General features: G+C 62.9%; 15 protein-coding genes and 1 pseudogene. 6 read left to right on the top strand and 10 right to left on the bottom strand.

From position 1 onward, the window contains the following. From J8I33_RS34635 to J8I33_RS29010, 5 genes are all read left to right on the top strand, one after another. The coding region (locus tag J8I33_RS34635; protein WP_245172546.1) for a YadA-like family protein at window positions 1–2,547 on the top strand (2,547 nt) is incomplete at its 5' end. Between the two features lie 121 nt (window positions 2,548–2,668). After that, window positions 2,669–3,337, top strand: coding sequence for an OmpA family protein (locus J8I33_RS29025; RefSeq protein WP_209939580.1), 669 nt, complete (start codon window positions 2,669–2,671; stop codon window positions 3,335–3,337). A 387-nt stretch (window positions 3,338–3,724) separates the two neighbouring features. After that, on the top strand, window positions 3,725–4,870 hold the full coding sequence (locus J8I33_RS29020) for a DUF2827 domain-containing protein (RefSeq protein ID WP_124680890.1): 1,146 nt from the start codon (window positions 3,725–3,727) through the stop codon (window positions 4,868–4,870). Window positions 4,871–4,884: 14 nt separating this feature from the next. After that, window positions 4,885–6,039, top strand: a complete 1,155-nt coding sequence (locus J8I33_RS29015) for a DUF2827 domain-containing protein (RefSeq protein ID WP_124556315.1) — start codon at window positions 4,885–4,887, stop codon at window positions 6,037–6,039. Window positions 6,040–6,067: 28 nt separating this feature from the next. After that, window positions 6,068–7,204, top strand: a complete 1,137-nt coding sequence (locus tag J8I33_RS29010) for a DUF2827 family protein (protein ID WP_209939579.1) — start codon at window positions 6,068–6,070, stop codon at window positions 7,202–7,204. Window positions 7,205–7,228: 24 nt separating this feature from the next. On the opposite strand, the gene J8I33_RS29005 is transcribed toward J8I33_RS29010, so the two are convergent. Then, the gene (locus tag J8I33_RS29005) at window positions 7,229–7,645 is read right to left on the bottom strand and encodes a hypothetical protein (protein WP_050016199.1); all 417 of its coding nucleotides are present in this window, start codon (window positions 7,643–7,645) and stop codon (window positions 7,229–7,231) included. Window positions 7,646–7,715: 70 nt separating this feature from the next. Next, window positions 7,716–8,519 carry an EAL domain-containing protein gene (locus J8I33_RS29000; RefSeq protein WP_050016204.1) on the bottom strand — a complete coding sequence of 268 codons (804 nt, stop codon included), beginning with the start codon at window positions 8,517–8,519 and terminating at the stop codon, window positions 7,716–7,718. On the opposite strand from J8I33_RS29000, the gene J8I33_RS28995 reads away from it, so the two are divergent. Beyond that, window positions 8,433–8,864: a hypothetical protein gene (locus tag J8I33_RS28995; protein WP_162484456.1), complete on the top strand. Its 432-nt coding sequence runs from the start codon at window positions 8,433–8,435 to the stop codon at window positions 8,862–8,864. The genes J8I33_RS29000 and J8I33_RS28995 overlap by 87 nt on opposite strands. 442 nt (window positions 8,865–9,306) lie before the next feature. Here the strand turns inward: J8I33_RS28995 and J8I33_RS28990 are convergent, their stop codons facing one another. From J8I33_RS28990 to J8I33_RS28955, 8 genes and pseudogenes are all read right to left on the bottom strand, one after another. Next, window positions 9,307–10,449, bottom strand: coding sequence for a DUF2827 domain-containing protein (locus J8I33_RS28990; RefSeq protein ID WP_209939578.1), 1,143 nt, complete (start codon window positions 10,447–10,449; stop codon window positions 9,307–9,309). Between the two features lie 250 nt (window positions 10,450–10,699). Next, window positions 10,700–11,206, bottom strand: a complete 507-nt coding sequence (gene tssJ, locus J8I33_RS28985) for a type VI secretion system lipoprotein TssJ (RefSeq protein ID WP_245172538.1) — start codon at window positions 11,204–11,206, stop codon at window positions 10,700–10,702. A gap of 20 nt (window positions 11,207–11,226) precedes the next feature. Then, window positions 11,227–13,053, bottom strand: coding sequence for a type VI secretion system baseplate subunit TssF (gene tssF / locus J8I33_RS28980; RefSeq protein WP_209939577.1), 1,827 nt, complete (start codon window positions 13,051–13,053; stop codon window positions 11,227–11,229). A gap of 23 nt (window positions 13,054–13,076) precedes the next feature. Beyond that, entirely contained in the window at window positions 13,077–16,640 is a 3,564-nt protein-coding gene (locus tag J8I33_RS28975; protein ID WP_245172532.1) for an ImcF-related family protein, read from the bottom strand. Then, entirely contained in the window at window positions 16,588–17,934 is a 1,347-nt protein-coding gene (locus J8I33_RS28970) for a hypothetical protein (RefSeq protein WP_245172531.1), read from the bottom strand. Before J8I33_RS28970 ends, J8I33_RS28975 begins: the two co-directional genes overlap by 53 nt. Beyond that, window positions 17,886–18,146 (bottom strand): PAAR domain-containing protein, encoded by a 261-nt coding sequence (locus tag J8I33_RS28965; protein ID WP_209939598.1) that lies wholly within the window; start codon window positions 18,144–18,146, stop codon window positions 17,886–17,888. Before J8I33_RS28965 ends, J8I33_RS28970 begins: the two co-directional genes overlap by 49 nt. A gap of 89 nt (window positions 18,147–18,235) precedes the next feature. Beyond that, the gene (locus J8I33_RS28960) at window positions 18,236–18,868 is read right to left on the bottom strand and encodes a hypothetical protein (protein ID WP_209939576.1); all 633 of its coding nucleotides are present in this window, start codon (window positions 18,866–18,868) and stop codon (window positions 18,236–18,238) included. Further along, a pseudogene (locus J8I33_RS28955) lies at window positions 18,865–20,239 on the bottom strand (hypothetical protein); the annotation flags it as partial. The gene J8I33_RS28960 and the pseudogene J8I33_RS28955, both read right to left, overlap by 4 nt.

Genomic DNA, 20,239 nt, shown 5'->3' with positions numbered 1-20,239 from the left:
GCGAACAGCTCCATCACGTCGCTCTCGACCTCGACCTCGACGGGGCTGTCGTCGGCGAATAGCTCGATCACGTCGCTGTCGACCTCGACCTCGACGGGCATCAATTCGCTGTCGACGGGCCTCAGCTCGACCGATAGCTCGGTGACGTCGTTGTCGACCTCCACGTCGACCGGCCTGTCGTCGGCGAACAGCTCCATCACGTCGCTGTCCACCTCGACTTCGACGGGCCTCTCGTCGGCCAATAGTTCGATCACGTCGCTGTCGACTTCGACTTCGACGGGTCTGTCTTCGGCTAACAGCTCGATCGATTCCCTGTCGACTTCGACCTCGACGGGTCTGTCGTCCGCCAACAGCTCGATCACCTCGCTGTCGACCTCGACCTCGACCGGTATCAGCTCGCTGTCCACGGGCCTTAGCTCGACCAACAGCTCGGTAACGTCGCTGTCGACCTCCACGTCGACCGGCTTGTCGTCGGCGAACAGCTCCATCACGTCGCTGTCGACGTCGACCTCGACGGGTCTGTCGTCCGCCAACAGCTCGATCACCTCGCTGTCGACCTCGACCTCGACCGGCATCAACTCGCTGTCCACCGGCCTGAGCTCGACCAACAGCTCGGTGACGTCGCTGTCGACGTCCACGTCGACCGGCCTGTCGTCGGCGAATAGCTCGATCAGCTCCCTGTCGACTTCGACCTCGACCGGCCTCTCCTCGGCGACCAGCTCGATCACGTCCCTGTCGACCTCGACTTCGACCGGCATCAGCTCGCTGTCCACCGGCCTGAGCAGCACGGACAGCACGATCCTGTCGCTGTCCACGTCGACCTCGACCGGCATCGGCTCGCTGTCCACCGGCTTGAGCAGCACGAACAGCTCGGTGGCGTCGCTGTCCACGTCCACCTCGACCGCGATCAACGCCGCGAAGACGCACTACTACAGCGTCAACGACAACGGCGTGCAGCAAGCCAACTACGACAACACGGGCGCCACCGGCACCAACGCCCTCGCCGCCGGCGTGAACGCCAGCGCGGCGGGCGCCAGCAGCGTCGCGGTCGGCGACGGTTCGAACGCGCAGACGGCGGGTGCGGTCGCGATCGGCCAGAGCGCATCGGCAACGGGCGGCAAGGCGGTATCGATCGGCTCCGGCAACACGGCGTCCGGCGACGGCGCGGTCGCGATCGGCGATCCGAACGTGGCGACGGGCACCGGCGCGGTGGCGATGGGCGCCAACAACACGGCAACCGGCGACGGCGCGGTGTCCCTCGGCAACCAGAACACGGCAACCGGCGCCAGCGCGCTCGCCCTCGGCAGCGCGAACCAGGCCACCGCGGACAACACGATCGCGCTGGGCAGCCAGGCCACGGCCAGCGCCACCGGCGCCCAGGCCTACGGCTCGGCCGCCAAGGCCACGGCCGCCGACGCCCTCGCCTTCGGCACGAACGCGCAAGCGAACGTCGCGAACTCGATCGCACTCGGCGCGAACTCGGTCACGGCCGCGGCGGTCGGCACCTCGAGCGCCACGATCGGCGGCGTCACCTACCCGTTCGCGGGCGGCTCGCCGGTCGGCGTGGTGAGCGTCGGCGCACCGGGTCAGGAACGCCAGATCACGAACGTCGCCGCGGGCCGGATCTCGGCCACGAGCACGGACGCGATCAACGGCAGCCAGCTGAACGCGACGAACAACGCGCTCAACACGCTGTCGACGTCCACCGCGTCGAACGTCGCGTCGCTGTCCACCGGCATCAATTCGCTGTCGACCGGCCTGAGCACGACGAACAGCAACGTAGCGTCGCTGTCCACGTCCACGTCGACCGCGATCAACTCGCTGTCGACGGGGCTCAGTTCCACGAACAGCAACCTGACGTCGCTGTCCACGTCCACGTCGACCGGCATCGGTTCGCTGTCCACCGGCCTGAGTTCGACCAACAGCACGGTGGCCTCGCTGTCGACCGGCGTGACGAACCTCGGCGATCAAGTGAGCCAGCTGTCGACGACGATCAACAACAACACGGCGCGTACGGCGAACAACAACGGCGTCGCCGCCGACCTGAACGGCAAGGGCAACGACCTTCCGGTCGTCACGGCCGGTTCGAACTCCGTGGCAATCGGCGCGGCGTCGAACGACGGCGGTCGCTCGAACGTGGTGTCGGTCGGCAACGACCAGCAGCAGCGCCAGATCACGAACGTCGCGCCCGGTACGCAGGGCACCGACGCGGTGAACGTGAACCAGTTGACGCAAGTGCAGACGACGCTGTCGACGGCACTGTCGGGCCAGCAGGCGCAGATCAACTCGCTGGGTTCGCAACTGCAGCAGACCGACCAGATGGCGAAGCAGGGTATCGCGGCCGTCGGCGCGATGGCGTCGATCCCGCAGCTCGATCGCGACGCCAACTTCGGGATGGGCGTGGGCACGTCGACCTTCCTCGGCCAGAAGGCGATGGCGGTCAGCATGCAGGCGCGTATCACGGAGAACCTGAAGGCGTCGGTCAACGGCGGTTTCAGCGGCGGTCAGAAGGTGATCGGCGCCGGCATGCTGTATCAGTGGAAGTAACGCGTCGCGCCGCCCGGGCGTCCGGCTCGCCAGCCGGACGCCCGCGGCGCCGACGGCAGGACGAGCCCCGCTGCGCGCCGCGCGGCGGGCCTCGGTCAACCCAAGCTTTAAGGACGTCACCGTGAACAAACTCGCTTTTGCGCTCGCGCTTTCCGCAACGGTCCTCGCCGCGTGCTCGACCGCATCCGGCCCGACCTTCAGCGCCTCCGAACTGCAGCCGCGCGACGGCGTGCGCACCTTCCAGGTGGACTGCCACGGCCTGCTGTCGGGCCCGCAGACCTGCATGAAGGCTGCTCGCAAGATCTGCGGCGACGAGCCCGTGCGCGCCGTCGACTCGGCCCGCGCGCTGCGCGACAACGCCGATCCGGCCACGCTGGTGTTCCAGTGCGGCGCCGCGCCGGTCGAGGCGGCCTCGGCCGCCACACCCGCACCCGCCGCCGCCGTCATCGAACGCGTGAACCTGTCGGGCGACGCGCTGTTCGCGACCGATCGCGCGACGCTCGCGCCGACCGCGCGCGAATCGCTGGACCGGCTGCTGAGCGAGCGCGCCGACCGCACGTACTCGCTGGTGACGGTCACTGGCTTCACCGACTCGGTGGGCAGCGACGACTACAACCTCGCGCTGTCGAAGCGCCGCGCCGAATCGGTCGCTGCCTATCTGAAGGCGCACGGACTGAAGACCGATTCGATGACGGTCTCGGGCCGCGGCAAGGCCGATCCGGTCGCCTCGAACGCGACGCCGGAAGGCCGCGCCAGCAACCGTCGCGTCGAAATCCGGCTGCAGCACTGAGCCGCCCGCGGCCGCGCATGCGGCCGCGCGATCCGGCAGGCCGCACGCGCCGCGCCGGAATTCCGCCGGACCACCGGGCGCCGCAACGCCTGCGCCCGCTCCCGTTGGCCGTCGGCTATGTCAAAGTTCGTCACGCGCTGCCAAAACCGGCGGTTTCCATGCCACAATCGCCGCAAACAGTCGCCGGGGCAGCCCGCCCGACGCGCGCCGTGCCAGGCGTGCCCGACGACACGCCGGAATCCGGCCGCCGCCTTCGCGAATCTCGTCGACCGATTCGCGCACCGCGGCGCACCGGCGCGAATCCAACCATGACAATCCACGGCGCGCCGCTGCCGGCCAGACGCTCGACGCGATGCCGGACGCACGACGCCGCAGAGGAAACAACCGGTGACGGACATCAATGAAGCCGCCGCGGGCGGCACCCGCAAGCAACGGCCGGCGGTCGGCATCTCGCTGTTCGCGCGCGATGGCCAGGCGATTTGGGAAAACGGCATTCACCAGAACATCGCGTTCCTCGCGATGATGCTCAAGCGCTCGGATCGCGTCGGCCCCGTCTATTTCCTGAACGGCGGCGACGCCAATGCGCTGCCGGCCGGCCTCGAACTCGACGGCCTCGACATCCCGCTCGTGAAACCCGCCGACGTCACGCACGAACTCGACGTCGTGATCGAAATGGGCGCGCAGTTGCCCGTCGAATGGCTCCGGCACATGAAGGCGCTCGGCAAGAAGACCGCTGCGTTCTTCTGCGGGCACGTGTATGCGGGGCTGGGCGAAACGCCGATCTTCGGGAAACCGTCGGGGCACGTGTTCAACGGCGCGCCGTTCGACGAAGTGTGGCTGCTGCCGCAATACGACAAGACCGCCGCGCCGATGCTGCGGACGATCCTGCGCGCGCCCGTCCACCTGATGCCGCACATCTGGTCGCCGTACTTCCTCGAGCGCCGCGTGGCCGCGCTCGCCGACGAAGGCGCGACGTTCGGCTATCGGCCCGGCCAGCGGCCATGGAAGCTCGCGATGCTCGAGCCGAACATCTCGGTCGCGAAGTCCTGCCACTACCCGATGCTCGCTTGCGACGAGCTCTACCGCGCGCGGCCTGATGCGGTGCAACACATGTTCGTGGTCAACTCGATGCACATGAAAGAACATCCGACCTTCGTGCACTTCGCGAACAGCCTCGATCTCGTGCGCCAGCACAAGGCGACGTTCGAGCCGCGCATCGACCTGCCGGGCTTCATGGCGCGCCACGCGGATGCGGTCGTGTCGCACCACTGGGAAAACGGGCAGAACTATCTGTATTACGACGTGCTGTACGGCGGCTATCCGCTGATCCACAACTCGACGCTGATCGGCGACGCCGGCTATTACTACCCGGACTTCGACTCGGCCGCCGGCGGTCGCGCGCTGCTCGAAGCGTGGCTGCATCACGACGAACGCCTCGACGACTACCGTGCGAAAGCCGACCGGCTGCTGCACTCGGTCTCGATCGACAACCCCGCGAACCTCGACGCGTTCGTCTCGCGTCTGGTCGCCTGAACCGGAGCATACGCATGTCGGACTCCAATGCCCGTCAAGCGCCCGGCGAGGGCAAGCGTCTCGTCGTCGGCGTGTCGCTGTTCGTGCGCGGCGCCGGCCAGTCGCTGTGGGAAAACGGCATTTTCCAGAACTGCCTGCTGCTGATCCTGCTGCTGCGCCAGTCGCCGCTCGTCGCGGATGCCGTGATGGTCAACGGCGGCGAACAGGTCGCCGATCCGCAGATGATGCTCGGCGAGTGGAACGTGCCGCTGCTGTCGATGGACGAAGCGCTCGAGCGCTGCGACGTGCTGATCGAAATGAGCGCGCAATTCGGCGCGGATTATCTGCGCGCGTTCCGCGAGCGCGGCGGCAAGGTCGTCACGATGCGGGTCGGCAACGACTACGTGATCGACATCGAGCGCGCGATGTTCGACAAGCCGTCAGGCTTCCTGTTCTCGGGCGCGCCGTACGACGCGGTGTGGACGATTCCCGAATTCGAGCGCTCGTGCCTGCACTACTACCAGACGGGCTTGCGCGCGCCGGTCACGATCGTCCCGCACATCTGGCATCCGATGTTGTTCGACAAGGCGCGCGCGACGCTCGGCGCCGGTTTGTCGTTCGGCTATCGGCCCGGCAAGCCGCGCTGGCGCGTGACGATGTTCGAGCCGAACATCTGCATGGTGAAGACGAGCATCATTCCGATGCTCGTGACCGAGGAAGCGTATCGCGCGAATCCGGCATTCCTCGAATTCGTGCGCGTGTGCAACACGATCCACCTGAAGGATCACGCGACGTTCATCCACTTCGCGAAGAGCCTCGACATCGTGAACCACGGCATCACGACGTTCGAAAGCCGCTATGCGGTGTACGAGTTCATGGCCGCGTACGGCGATGCGGTGGTGTCGCACACGTGGGAGAACGCACAGAATTACCTGTATTACGAGCTGCTGTACGGCGACTATCCGCTGATCCACAACTCGCCGTTCCTCGGCAAGGCCGGGTATTTCTATCCGGACTTCGACTGCCAGGCGGGCGGCCGCGCGCTATTGCAGGCGTTCGCCGAGCACGACGCGAATCTCGACGCATACCGCGAGCAGTCGAAGCACGTGCTCGACTCGGTCAGCATCTACAACCCCGAGAACGTCGCGGCCTATACGGACGCGATCGCCACGCTCTATCGCGACGCATGACCGATCCTCGTCCCACGGAGCCGAGCCGATGAAACTCAATGTCGCGATAACGATCAACGTGCAGCGCGACGCGACGCAGTCGATCTGGTACAACGGCGCGAACCAGCACTGCGTGTACCTGTACATGCTGCTGAAGCAGTCGCCGTTGATCGGCGAGGTCTGGCTCGCGCACGACGACGGCATCGCCGCGTATCCGCAGGCGCTGATGATGGACGCGTTCGGCGACGCGCTGCGGCCGCTGTCGGCCGTCGTTCACCAGACCGACCTGCTGATCGAAATGAACGCGTTCGTCGATCCGTCTCACACGGACGTCGTGCGCCAGCGCGGCGGCAAGTGCGCGTCGTATCGCTTCGGCAACGACTACGTGATCGCGGTCGAGACGATCAACTTCGAGAAGAACGATTGGCGGCCAAACCCGCACCGCGTGCAGTTCGACGAGATCTGGACCAATCCGCAGCACATGCATACGTGCGCCGCGTATTTCCAGGCCGTGTACCGCGCGCCGGTGATCGAGCTGCCGCATATCTGGTCGCCGTATTTCATCGAACGCAGCCTCGACGTGGACCCTGAACTGAAGGCGCGCTTCGGCTATCGCAACCGCGGCCCGGCCAAGCGCATCGCGTTCTTCGAGCCGAACCTGAACGTCGTGAAGAGCGCGATCGTGCCGATGCTCGCCGCGAACGCGTGCTACGTCGAGCATCCGGAGCTCGTCGAGCACGTGTACATGACCAACACGTTCGACAAGAAGGAAAACGTCGCCTTCAAGCATCTCGCGCTCGGGCTCGAGATGGTGCGCGACGGCAAGGCCACCGCCGACGTGCGCGCGCCGTTCGTCGCGTGGGCCGCGCATCACACCGACATCGTCGTGTCGCACCACTGGGAAAACGGCCTGAACTACCTGCTGTACGACGCGCTGTACGGCAACTACCCGCTCGTGCACAACTCGCCGTTCCTGCGCGACGTCGGCTACTACTATCCGGACTTCGAGATCTTCGATGCGGCGCGCGCGATCGCGACCGCCGCGCAAACGCACGACGCACGGCTCGACGACTACGCGGCGGCCGCCCGCCGCTGCCTGCACCAGGTCGACACGCTCGCCGAGCACAACGTTCGCGCCTATTCCACGCAGATCCAGCACCTGTTCGCCGGCCGCCCGCTCGGCTGATTGCCTGCGCACGCGCCGGTTGCGTTACGCCAGTACCCGATCGCCGCTTTGCGCGGCGAACGCGCGGCCATGCCGCCGCCCGATGCGCGCGAGCACCGCGAAACAACGGGCGGCCGACCGGCCTGCGTCGGCCGATTGCCGGACGAGGCTGTCGGATACGCCGCGCGCGATCGCCGACTCGTCGCCGCACGCGCCGGCGATGACGCCCGCGTAGTAGTGCCGGGCCGCCAGTTCGCGGCCGCCCGCGTCGAGCGGCATCATTCGCCGAATACGGCGTGCGACGCGTGTCAGACCGTCCAGATACGGCGCGACGTCGATCGGCGCATCGGCCGATTCGGCGCCCAGTTGCCGCAGCATGTCGGCCAGCTCGGCGATCGCGACCAGCTCGCGCGCATCGATCGCCTGCGTGCCCGTTCCGCCTCCGGCTTTCGTCTCCGTCATGCCCACGCCCCTTTGCGATTCGTCCCGCCCCCGACGCGCACCGCGCGCGCCGCCCTGCCCGTTTCCGCTATCACGCGGCGGCCGGCGATCGCCATGAAAAGCGAATGCCCTGCGCCCACGTGACGCCGGCATCCACGATGATCTGCCGGTCGGTCTCGCTTTCCACGCCTTCGACGACGACGTGCCGCGCACCTTCATGCGCAAACGCGATCAGCCGCCGGAACTGGTAGCGCCCGATCGCGTTGCGCTTGATCATCGACAGGATCGAGCGGTCGAGCTTCACGATGTCGGGATTGCCGACCACCAGATTGTTCAATGCACTGAAGCCGACACCGAAATCGTCGATCGCGATCCGGCACCCGGCCCGCCGGAAGCGGTACACGAACGACCGGCCCGCGACGGGGTTCAGCGGCCCCGTCTCCGTGATCTCGACGACCAGCCGCGCGGCCACCGACGGCTCGCGCTCGAGCCGCCTGAAAATCGCGAGCCACGCGTCGTCCACCACCGCACTCGCCGCCGCGACGTTGCAACCGTACACGGCGCCCGGATCGGCGCGCAGCGCATCGATCGTACGGCCGACCACCAGCCGGTCGAACCAGCGCATCAGGCCGAGCGCTTCGAGGCGCGGCAGGAAGACGAGCGGCGGCAGCGCATCGCGCTCGCCCCACCGCAACCGCGCCAGGCGTTCCTCGTACAGCACGCCGCCCGACAGGTCGGCGCGGCAGACGGGTTCGTGCGCGAATCCGAGCCGGCTTTCGACGAAACTGCGTACCGACGCAAGGTCGGGATGATCGTCGCGCGCGCCGAACACGAGATCGATTTCATCGCGATTCGCTTTCCGATTCGCCTCCTGGCGAGCTTCGACCGCATTCATCCGGCGCTCCGGCAAATGGCGAGCCGCCGATCGCGGCTCGACCTCAACACCCAGACGGAACGCGCCCACCTCGACGCGCTCCGCCGCCTACCCGGCCCATCCTGTATGTCGATTTTTTCCGGGGAGCGTACTGGTCGCTTCGGCACCGTCAAATTCGATATTTTTACGATATTCGATTACCTGAAATACACCACGCGCGCGCGATACCAACAGTGCGACAGGTTACACAACGCGAATTACAAGAACCTCAAATCCGAATCGCTTATATTTTTCATCCAGACCGTTTTATCCGAATCTTCTTTTCCCGGATTCGCTCGTCGCTCGAATCGGGGCACCGTCAATTGATCAGATAATACTATGCGACGAAGTACCGCCCGCGCTCGATATGTCGGGGAGAAATGCCGCTCTCCGCACGTGCCGCCTCACTCTTGATACCTGCCGCCGCGCGCCATTCGATCACTGCGGCATGCAATTTCCGTGTTCCCAACGATATTATTAAATTTCCAACAGGAATCAATCTCCTTTTAATCCATAATACCAATTTCAATTATATGAAGATTATAGATTGAAACATATTTAACAATCTTTCCAACTTGTTAACCTATAAACTTGTTTTTGACGGACTTCCCTCGGAGCCGTCAATTTCGTGCCTTCGAAAACCGTCGAACCCATCCGGTTCGTCGGTTTCTTTTTTTAACGGCATCATTTCGTCAGACATGAGGGCGGGACAAACCCGACGGCGGGAGGCGAGCGGAGCGCAACGACCGTGCGCCGCGGAACACCGGCCTCAGGCGGCCGGCGCGCCGATCAGGTTCGCGAGCAGCGCGTCGTACTCGGCGACGAGCGCCGGATTCGCCGACGTGTAACGGCGAAGGATCTCGCGCTGGCGTCGCGCATACGCTTGCCAGTCGTCGTCGTGCATATGCAGCGCGCGCAGCAGCGCATCGGCGCCCTGCTGCACGTCGTTGTCGGGGTAGTAATACCCGAGATCGGGTGCAAGGCTCGCGTTGTGCACGAGCGGATAGCCCTGCCAGCACACGTCGAAATAGAAATAGTTCAGCGGGTTCGACCACTGGTGCGACACGACGATATCGGTCAGGTCGGCCAGGAACAGCGGCGTATCGAAGCGCCCGACGAAGCTCGCCTTGCCCGCGCGCACGATATCCAGGTAGTTCATCAGCATCACGAACTCGGGGCTGTCGTGCGCGAGGCGATCTGCGTTCGTCACGTGCGTGAAGCAGATCGCGTCGGGGTCGCGGCGATACGCCTCGTCGATGATCAGCATCGGATACACGCAGAACTTCACGACGTTGTGGTTCGGCTCCATCACCGTGAGCCGCTTGCCGGGCTCGCTGCGCGGCCGGTATTCGCCGTGCTCGGGCAGCGACTGTGCGCGTTCGGTCAGGAACATCGGATCCCACACGAACGGCACCACGCGCCCCGGACAGCGGCGCAGCGACTGCAGGAACGGCAGCGACGACGGCGCGATCTGCGGAATCGCCCACACCTCGTCGTAGCCGCGGTTGATGAACAGCGAATCCCACAGCCGGCGGCCGAACAGCATCGACTCCATCGCGTTGATGTACTCGACGCCGCAGCAATAGCTGACGAGCTTCGCGCCGCGCGCTTTCAGGTAGGCCGTCTGCTCGCCGTCGATCTGCCCGCCGAGCTCGATCACCACGTCGAGCGCGTCCTTCATGTCGGCGAACGCGCGCGTGTCGTACACGCTGCGATCCCACGGCAGCGCGTCGGTCAGCGGCACGTCGGTCGTGTTGACCAGCGTCACGCGGTAGCCGTGCGGCGACGCCATCAGCAGTTTCGCGAGGAACAGCGCGTTCTGCTTGATGCCGTTGATCCACAGGCTTTCGTCGGGGGCACGCAATCCGATCGTGATACCGATGCGCAGGCCGGTCAGGACAGGAGACGTCATCGTCGGCGGGATGGAAGGTTGAACGGGGATGGCTAGGCGCAGTGTAGCGCGCGACGCGCCGCCCGCGTCAAGCGGCGGCAATCCGGCATTCTAGCGGAGCGCCGGCCGCACACTGTCAGGGATGGTCAGCGGACGGTCCGGAGCGCTTTCCAATGGAAGAAGAGCCCGTTGTGCGCCAGACATGGCCGAGTTAACTCTCACCATCAGGAATTCCGTCGCCGACGATCAAGCTCCCGAAACCGCACCTCGTTCATGGAACCAACTCCATCCGATTGCCCGTCACGACCAGCTTGACGGGGTCGGATTTCTTCCATTGCGATTTCGGGATCACCAGTTGCCATTCGGCACCGGCTTGATGACGAAAGAGTCCCGCGACACCGACAACTTGCGCATCATCTGCCATGGGCGCAGACAGCTTCACCGTGGCGCCAGGCCCGAGCGTGGTTTCCATACTGCCGAGCAGATCGGCCCTCAGTAACGCTCTATCGTCATCGAGCAACTGGGCGTAACCCGCTTTTTCGAAGACCTTCGCGTCTCCCAACTGGTAGACGCGCACCACGACCGACAATGATTGACCTTGCTCATTTTCGTTGAGCGCGGAACGACTTTCGATCACCAGATTCATCTGCTTGACCTTCGCGACGAATACCGTGCGCGCCGTATCGACCGTCGTATCCATCACCGACTGCCACATGCCGCAGCCGGACATCGCCGCGACCGTCAGCGCACCGACCGCTACCAGTCGAATGCTTCGCATCCTCCGATGTGTTCTCGATATCACAACCAGTCTCCCGTCTTGCTCACGCACGGATAGCGCCGAATCGGCCCCCCGACGCCTTCGTACAGAACGAGTCGCACTGCAAAGTGGCAACACGCGTAGCGGCCTACGAAGCGGCTGAGTACGTCGCCGAACAGCGCGACGTCGCCCGGCCCGGCGAAACCCGACGGCTCGATACCTACGTTCACATTCACGATGCGATCGACGCGCATACCCACCCGTTCCGTTTCCTCGTCGAGCCACACGTAATGGATCGCCTCGATACGTCGCCGGTTATCGTCCTGTCGCGTCCAGTCGTACAACGACAGCGCGCCGCGCAGCACGTTCGCGTCCATCATGTTCAGCTCGGTTGTGCCTGCCGCGTTGAAGTGAGAAATCACCCGCCAGTCATAGTCGCGCCCGCGCGGCGGATACAGCGGCATCGTCGGGGCCGTCAGGTTGCATACGCGCTCGACACCGTTAAAGGTCGAAGCAGGCGTGGCAATCATCGATTCACGCAGGGCCATGCGCGGCAATCGGCCATTGTTTGCCAATACCCGGACCGTCACGTGCGCGTCCGGCAAGCTGCCCGGCTCATCCCATAGATGCCCCCCCAACGTCACGACGATCTCGCGCTGGCCGGTCACGCCTTGCCGAATCGACGCGTGGTAGTAGCGATCCGGCGATTCGTGCCGCATCATCCCGCCGCGGTGACGGAATTCCTTGATCGACCGATACGCGTATTGATTGGCGGTGCGCGGATCGGTCGCCATGACCGACAGCGCATCGTAGGGCTCGACGTGCTGGCCCGCCGACCTGGGAGGGAGCACCGGATAGTCGCGATCGTGTCCGTTGGGCCGGATTGCCTGCGCGTCCAGCTCGAACAGATTGATCACCGGCGTGCAGAACAACCGGATATTGTCCGCGCCGAACGTGGCGTCACCGGGTAGCCGATCCCGGATCACGATTTCGAATTCAAGACGCGTTTCGCCCGGTGGCACACTCGCCGCGTCGAAACCGCACAAGTCGACGAAGTGGAACTTCTCGGGGAACGCGAAATATTCGAGCATCGTCTGCTCGCGATCGAGAGCGACGTCGCGTGCGTCGTGATCGACCGGCCACAGTCGCTCCCGTGCGCCAAAGCCGGCCGCCTCGAACTTCATCGCCGGACACGGCTGTAGCTGGCCGTCGAGCAGGCGCGGCATGCGCACGCCGATCGACTCGACCTGACGCGTGAACACCGCGTACAGCGCGGATGCAGTCGGCCGGTCGCCATGCAGGTAAAGCCGGATACGCGACAGGTCATCCAGCAACCGCTGCTCGCGGTGCAGCAGGTCGAACGCGAGCCGAATCACCGTGCGACCGTCCTCGCGCATACGCGCACCCGCCTCGCGCACGCCGAGCGGCAACAGGCTTACCGCCTGAGTGGTCCGATAAACGCATATCGTCCCGTCCTGGCCGACCGGTGTCGAATGAACCTGTAACCCCGGCGGTAACGTATCGAGAATCCGCGCCTCGCCGGTGCGGGGCATGCATGCAAGGATCGCCAGCGACGGAATCGTGCGACCCGCATGCGGCCAAAGGTGGTCGATCAACGGATCGCTGATTTCCGAATAGGCGTCGTCGAGCTGCATGCGCAGCCGGCTCGTGAGGAAAGCGAAGCCCTCGTAAGTCTGCTCGACACTGTCGTGGAGCGCGCCGGGCATCATCGTCATTCCCACACGGCGGGCGCCTTGCGGCTGTTCCTTCGCAAATTCCCGCGACGCTTCGCGCAGGTAGCGCATCTCGGCATCGAAGTAGCGTAGGTACGGATCGTCCTCCGCGCCGAAGCCGACGCCTTCGGGCATCACCGGTTTGTTTTTGCCTTCACTCATGGCTGGAGATCCTGTGGCAGCGGCGGCAGGAGCGGCATGGTGGACACGACACCGGCGTTGCCGACGATGAAAATGCGATCGGGCATTCGGAATCCGCGCAGTTTCAGCAGGCCAATCGGCCCGGCGCCGACCTGTGTGCGCAGCACATACGAAAGCGGCTCGCCGCTCCCGGTGTTCCACGTGAGCCGATAGCGCGTGCTATCAAGCTGTGTGACGTCCGCCTTGCTCAGCAGACGCAGGAACGCCCAATCGCCGGTCGAATCAAACGCCTGCCGCAGGCCCGCGTCGAGCGTCTGCCACGTGAGCCCCGCGTGTCCGTTCAGGCCATTGCCTGGCCACGCCAGCGGCGTCCAGCGTTCCTGCTGATTGAAATAGACGATCTGCTTGCCGTCGATCGACAGTTCCGAGCGTGTTACCTCTGGCGTCGGCAGGGCCATCATTTCGAATTTCTGTCCCGCGTCGCCCTGCAAGTAGAGCTGCGCGCCCACAGTCGACAGCTGCCGGACGGCGCTCAGGAATTTCGGGTCGAACTGCAGCGCCTGCGGCGCAAACTCGTTCGGCGCCCAGTGATCGCCCTCCAGCTTCATCACGCCGGCCAGTTGTGTAGTGACGAAACGCGAAATCAATCCGGTGTCGGGCCGCACATAGCGGCCAAGCTCAGCGAAGGATGCATCGGCCTGCGTATCGAAGAACGGATAGCGGCCGCTCATCGCCGCGTTGAAGGGCGCGGCAACGCTGGCTCGCCATGCGTCGTTCAGGCTCGCTGCGGCCGGTTGCAGGATCGTCTGCCATGCGGCCTCGAGCGGCTGCGCAAACACCGCATCGCCAAAACCCGCCCATGCCGCGCCCAGACTTGCGGCCGTCAGCGCCGCGTCATCGCGCGCCTGCGACAACTCCGACAACTTCCCCTGGAACACCGCCTGCGCGAGCGAACGCGCCATCGCCTGCGCATCCGGACTGCCGGAAATCTGCTGCAACTTCAGCCGCATCGTCGTGACTGCCGTCAGGTAGCGCGACAGGCTCACCCCGGTCAGCGCGATACCGGCCGGCGCAGCGCTCTTCGCGTTTGCAGCGGCCGGCGACGCACCCGCGTCGCCCATCAGCACGAGCAGCGGACCGAACGGCTTGTCGAGTGGGCTGACGACGGCCGCCCCTGCCTGCTCGTCCGTACCGATCAGGTCTTGCGCCTTGCGCACCAGCGTGTCAACCAGCGCCTGCGACGGGCGGCCCGCCTGGGCCTGATATTGCACGGATTTCATCAGCGCGATCAACGGCGAGGTCTGTGCATCCGCGAGCCGCGAAAGCTGTGCCACCGCACCGCCGAGATTGGATGCCGGCTGCCATTTCATGCTGTTGAGCATGCGCTGCCACGCAGCCGTGTACTCGCCAAAATAACGCGCCGTCAGCCGCTGCTTCAGTTCCTCGGCGGGCGCTTTAGACCGGATCATGTCGGCCGCGCGCGTGTGCCCCGTCGTCCGAGACGACTGCGTGCTCGCCAACACCCAGTCGCCACTGCTTTGGTACTCGCCGGCGGCCTTGTCGATCGCCGCAGCGATCATGCCGTCCCACGCTGCGCGCGTATAAATCCCCGGCACCGTCTGCGACGCGGTGAACATCCCACGTGCATCGGCGCCATTCAGCAGCGTCTCGAGCGACGCATCGGCGTACTTGTTCTCGACGTCGTCGATAATGCGCCGGTACACCGTGTCGTCGGCTGACGCGAGTCCCATCTGCGTCACCAGCATGTTGCGAGTCGCTGTCACGACGCGATCGTCCGTCGCAATTCGCCATTCCGGATGCGCTTTCAGATGATCGGCGTAAAACGCTGCGAGCCGTCGGCCGATATCGTCACGCTCGCCCGAAGGCATTTCCGGCGGCCTCCTCCACAGAGCGGTGAGTTGATGCTTCAGAAATGCAGATTCGGCGCGAGATGGATCACCGAGCATCAGATAAGCCTTGAGCGCATTGTAGGTACTGCTGCGTGCGTCCTGTGATTGAAGGCTGTCGGCGCGCATCCGATCGGCTGCCACCAACAGCTCGCCGATCGTTTTCACAACAGGCGCCTGCAAGTTGCGATTCGCGGCGATTCGGTACGGTTGCCACAGACTGCCGAGAACATCGTCATTGTGCGACAGACCCGCTCGCAGATACCACAGTGCGCCATGCCGTTGCCGGTATTCGAGCTTTTCGATCAACTGTTGCAGCGCAAGCTGCGCGCGCAAGGCGACAGCGGTTTGCGGCCGTGCATCGACCGCTGCGCGAGCCGCCGCTTCCGCTTCGCGCATGAGTTGCCGGTTGCCGACGAACGATATGGTCACCCATGCGCACCACGCTATCGCCGCAACTGTCACGCCTATCGCCAGCGCATCCGGCCAGTAGAAGCCCACCCGCTGGCCAATGCGTCGCCGACTGGCGATTGCGCGCCACGCGGCTAGCAGTGCGGCCGGTTTCGGCGGGAAATCGGTCGGGAGGGTCGGCGCCGTTGCGCTCGCGCCCGCAGCAAGTGGCACCGGCGTCGGCATGGTGGCTGTCGTCGCGAATACGGGAGCGAACATGACGCCCGTCAGCGGCGCGCGCGTCCAGTGCGAATCAACGAGCGCCTGCCAGCCGGCGACGATTTGCTCGTGCTGCTTTTCGATGTATTGCGAGATTTCGGCTAAGTATGTGATGCGTGTCGATGCCGCACAAAGCCGAACGCCCGTATCCGCCGTACTACGCTCGATCGCAGCGAGTTGATCGCGTAAGACGAGAAGCCGACTAGCACCGACCACAGGCTCCGGAAATGCGCCGATCGCATCGAATGCTTCCGGGCGGCCGTTCGCCGCGGGCACTGGATGCAGGAACGTGACAGGCGCGGCCCAGCCGATGTCCGCGGCAAGCGTGGCGAGTGCGCGCGGCAGTTCGCTAACGCGCTCGTCCGCATGCGTGACCTGCACGACGCCGTCGACAGGCCGTCTGCTCCGCAGCTTACGGATCTGCCGACGCCACACGCCCGCGTCGATGTCGTCCGGCGCCGCGTGCACGAGGATCACGTCGCCGACGGGCATCGCACCCGCGCACTTCAGGCCCGGCGCGACCTGATCGACCAGCGTGTCAGCGCCGCTCACCATCAGCCACGGTGATCGGTATCGCCAGCGCCGGCCCTGCGATACCCGTAGTTCCTCGACCAGACGTTGCAGACGCGCATCGCGTTTGAACTGCCGTTCCGTCGTTGAAGCGGCTTCCTTCTCACCGGTTTGCAGACGAAACAGTTTGGCTGCTCCCGCATATGCGCAAGTCGATATCGCCATCAGATGAATGATCACGATGACAACCAGCAATACCGGAATACCGATCAATGCCAGTGTACGAGGCGTGCCATCGGGGACGCCGAGGCGCTCGCCATGGAACCAAACCAGCACGAGCGCTGAAACGGCAATAACCAAGACGGCAAGAGGCAGCCCCCAGACTGCGACCCGGCTCTGAGCGTCGTCGGTTAACGCCGCTCGAGGCTGCGTGTTTTGGAGATTATTTTTGGATATCGACATGCGAAGAAGCCGTTTGATCTCGGGGTAAAACATAGAGGATGGCCGACTGCGAGCCATCGACGACGAGTTGCGGTCTGTCACTGGCCCCGGACTCGATCGCCGCGGCGATCGCCAGCAGACCGTTCGCTGCCCGCATGTCGCCAACAATACGATCCAACCGACTCTGCGCAGCGTCTTTTGCTGCAACCACAAACCCGGCGGCGTTCAACGCGCGGTCACAGTTTTCAACCGGCCGCGTTATCCACGCACGCGTCACCGAGGCGGCGTCGGCTTTGCCCCAGATCGCGGAATTCGCGAAACCATATTCCGGTTCGGCGGAATCACCCGCAACGGGCCTATGTAGCGCAGCCTTTCTACGGACCTCCTGCGGAAGCCCGAAATAGCCGGCATCAAGCAACGCGGCCACACATCCCTCGGCAAGGCTCTCGTCGATGTCATCGTCGTACCACGTCGTAGCGATGACGAGGAGCGGACGGGATTCATGCGCGTCGAGCCATACATCGGCCACAAGCAACGCGTCGGCAGCCGGAACGGCCTGGACTTCCAAGGGCGGAAACGCCACAAGATGCATCGCGGCACGAACCTGGGTCAAACGCACGTCCGCGATGTCCGACTCGGCCAATACGCGCACTTGAGGCCAATATGCCCTTTCGTATCGAGTCAGTGCCTGAATGCTTTCAGCGAGAGGCTCAAGCGCAACGCGGATCATCTGCACAACTGGATCGGCCTTCTTCGGTACGGCAGCAGTTGGACTTTCCTCTTCATCCGCCATGGAGGAAGCGTCCAGCGGCGGATCATTGGACGGGGCGTCCAGTAGCGGGTCGTTGTCCTCAAAGCGATTGCACAAAACCTTTCCTGGGCCGTGCCGCGGGGCTTGCACCTTCATGATGGAGCGTTTCCCTATCAGAACATCGGACAGAGATGTCCCACCAAGAGGCAGGCAATAGCCTGCGTCGAGTACATAAAGCGGTCGCTGCGCAAACCCGATCTTTTTCGCAAGCCAGCGGTCACGATGATGGTTGCGCCAGTATGCGCGATACCATAGCCCCTCGTAGCCTGCGCGGCCAAAGCCGAGCAAGACCAGAAACAGTCCGTTCGGTACCCCACTAATCAAGCCCCAAAACCTAAGGCCGCTCGCGGGCTCGCTTTTCGGCCACGCCAGCAAAATGACCACCGGGCCGAACACATTACACACGAACCAAGTTAATGCCCACGGCCTGAAACGCATCCTGGCCGGATACGCGCTGGGGCGTCCGGCGGGAGAGAGATCGACCGGCATTACTCGAAGTGGACGTTCGGTAGCGACGAAATCAATCGACAACCGCATGTGCAGCGATAACCGTCCAGCGCGAACAGCTTCTCATCGCGATCGGGATACTTGTCCGCGCCCTCGTCGATGATGGTCGGACCATGCAGGTCGCAGGTCGCATCGTCGCCTTTACGTGCAAGCGGCCTGTCCATGAACGTCGTCCACGGCGAGCCGCTGGTAACTTCACCGCCATGTTCGAGTTTGTCACCTTTGCGAATAGGAGATTGCATATACTGGCTATCTAGTTGAATAGGGATTTTTGGAATTTCCAGCACACCGAGTGCCGAAGCTCAGGGACAAATTAATCGCGGATGACAATCTATCGATCCCCGTCGTCTCTTTCAGGAGCCGTAGATCGCAATGCAACAACTTCAATTCCGCCAAGCGCCACCGGAATTCGATCGATTTCCTTCTTGTCAAGCCTCTCCCCCACAATTTCAAACGAGAAACATGGGTAATGTATTGCGTCAGGGCATATTAAGAAATAATCAGGAACAGTCAACCTCTCTCGATCGCCATATATCGAATCAACATAGGCAATGGTTCCATCCCACCCCTTTCCTTCATATTTCCTTTGCCACACGATATTACGCACATATCGCCCCCCAGAATCTTCCAAAGCAATTTCGTCGACCGCGGTGGTGTTATTCATAACACTTGAACCCGGCACACTCGATTCAGCCACAAAACAACCAAACGACAGCTTCCCGCGTATAGCCCTCTTATCCAGCGTCATCACAAGATAAAAATCAAATGATATGATTCCATTATTTACGCCCACCGAAGAATCGACTGCCTTTGACGATATACTCTCGCCGAGAACATATCCGCACCGATTTTTCAACAGAGATACATTATCCCGATAATTGACATGACCAGTAGAAACCGGCTCACCATTCGCGGCCCCACCGAGCCCCAAAAAAGCCAACAACATCCAAAAAATATTTCTCACGGCAACTTCCGTCTTGTGAAGTATTCCGGCCACGTTAGATCTTCCTGATTTGGCCCCTTGAAAATCGCAATATCGGTCAAAACCATTAGCGCATTAGTCAGCGACGTCGATCGATCTACCAGACCATTCATGTTTGGTGGGTTTTTGCCCGTAGCACCCGGATAGTTCACTGCCGCAGCACAATTCGCAAAGGATTGGTTGTAATACCACACCTTAATTCCGGCGTTTGTTCGAATTACCCTTCTTTCGTTCACACCCATCTCATCTGCATATTTATTCGCACTATCCACCCGCGGTCGAGACGGATTGTTCACCGTAGGCATCGATTTCCCGGACCAAACCCAATAAGCACCTGCACTATGACTCGCATGATAAGCATCTCTTGCAACCTCATTTCGCCACTGCAACTCCTGCGCCCCCGGCGGCAGAGTCGGGTGCCGACCAATAAATTTAAAATATTTATAGTAGTTATTATTTCCGCCGCCCATATTTCCGTTAGGATTGGTCAACTGCAAAAAACCCCGACCAAACCAACCGTTGTGCAGGTCTGTTGCACTATCATTGCGATTCCCTTCCGCAAGATAACGGAACCACCCTGTTTCTTGTGTGGCATTTGCTATAAAACACGCCTGTCGAATAGGGGTGTCAAGCTTGAACTTCCTCATCGACCTGTTCAAATCCAACCCGAACCTATCAAGCAAAGACGAAGCATGATCTGGATTTGGTGACTCCCATACTCCTTGAGAGGGGGAGTTATGTGAGCCTGGCTTTCTAATAACATGATCCGGTATAAGCTGGAGCATCTCCCTCTTACCAAGCCATCCACATTTCCTGAAATGCCGAATAAATTCGAGCGGATGAAAATACCAGAGCTTCTCTTTTGCTAGCGATGCCTCGGATGGCAACCTGTCAAGAAACTGGAATTTTCCGAGAAATTCAATAAACAAGGCATAGCCATCCGGGTTGGTATCTTTCTGCTTGCCAAAGAATCCATCTGGTTCATTCAGACCTCGATAGCGATCGCCCTTGTCCGACGGATCCCACTCGCTGCGCGCGTTGAACACCAGCCCCCTGAGCTTTGTGCGCACACCCTCTGCATTCCGCACATAGCCAGCGAGCAGCTGATTGGCACTATCGTTGTTGTTACCGTCGTATTCGAGCGGCTGGATCATTCCGAACGTTGCCTGTGGATCAGTAACGCCGGTCAGACGACAAAGCTCATCGTATCCGCATAGCCCATCCTGACTAAACGGCGTATTGCTTTCGTCAACTTTTTGCCAGCCCTTGAAGAACGGGTAATCCCCCCGTTTTCCACGGGGTTCAGAAGTAGAAACTAAGCGGCCATGGCCAGCCGCTGCTTCGGCGTAAATC

Source organism: Burkholderia sp. AcTa6-5 (assembly GCF_017815075.1).
Taxonomy (GTDB): domain Bacteria; phylum Pseudomonadota; class Gammaproteobacteria; order Burkholderiales; family Burkholderiaceae; genus Burkholderia; species Burkholderia sola.
The sequence above is the reverse complement of the archived record's forward strand: the minus strand, read 5'-3'. Positions and strand labels throughout refer to the sequence as shown.

Excerpts from the sequence above, each read along its gene's own strand:
- J8I33_RS29015 (WP_124556315.1), top strand. The coding sequence starts at position 4,885 with ATGTCGGACTCCAATGCCCGTCAAGCGCCCGGCGAGGGCAAGCGTCTC.
- J8I33_RS29010 (WP_209939579.1), top strand. The coding sequence starts at position 6,068 with ATGAAACTCAATGTCGCGATAACGATCAACGTGCAGCGCGACGCGACG.
- J8I33_RS29005 (WP_050016199.1), bottom strand. The coding sequence starts at position 7,645 with ATGACGGAGACGAAAGCCGGAGGCGGAACGGGCACGCAGGCGATCGAT.
- J8I33_RS28995 (WP_162484456.1), top strand. The coding sequence starts at position 8,433 with ATGATCGTCGCGCGCGCCGAACACGAGATCGATTTCATCGCGATTCGC.
- J8I33_RS29000 (WP_050016204.1), bottom strand. The coding sequence starts at position 8,519 with ATGAATGCGGTCGAAGCTCGCCAGGAGGCGAATCGGAAAGCGAATCGC.
- J8I33_RS28990 (WP_209939578.1), bottom strand. The coding sequence starts at position 10,449 with ATGACGTCTCCTGTCCTGACCGGCCTGCGCATCGGTATCACGATCGGA.
- tssJ (WP_245172538.1), bottom strand. The coding sequence starts at position 11,206 with ATGCGAAGCATTCGACTGGTAGCGGTCGGTGCGCTGACGGTCGCGGCG.
- tssF (WP_209939577.1), bottom strand. The coding sequence starts at position 13,053 with ATGCCCGAAGGCGTCGGCTTCGGCGCGGAGGACGATCCGTACCTACGC.
- J8I33_RS28975 (WP_245172532.1), bottom strand. The coding sequence starts at position 16,640 with ATGTTTTACCCCGAGATCAAACGGCTTCTTCGCATGTCGATATCCAAA.
- J8I33_RS28970 (WP_245172531.1), bottom strand. The coding sequence starts at position 17,934 with ATGCGGTTGTCGATTGATTTCGTCGCTACCGAACGTCCACTTCGAGTA.
- J8I33_RS28965 (WP_209939598.1), bottom strand. The coding sequence starts at position 18,146 with ATGCAATCTCCTATTCGCAAAGGTGACAAACTCGAACATGGCGGTGAA.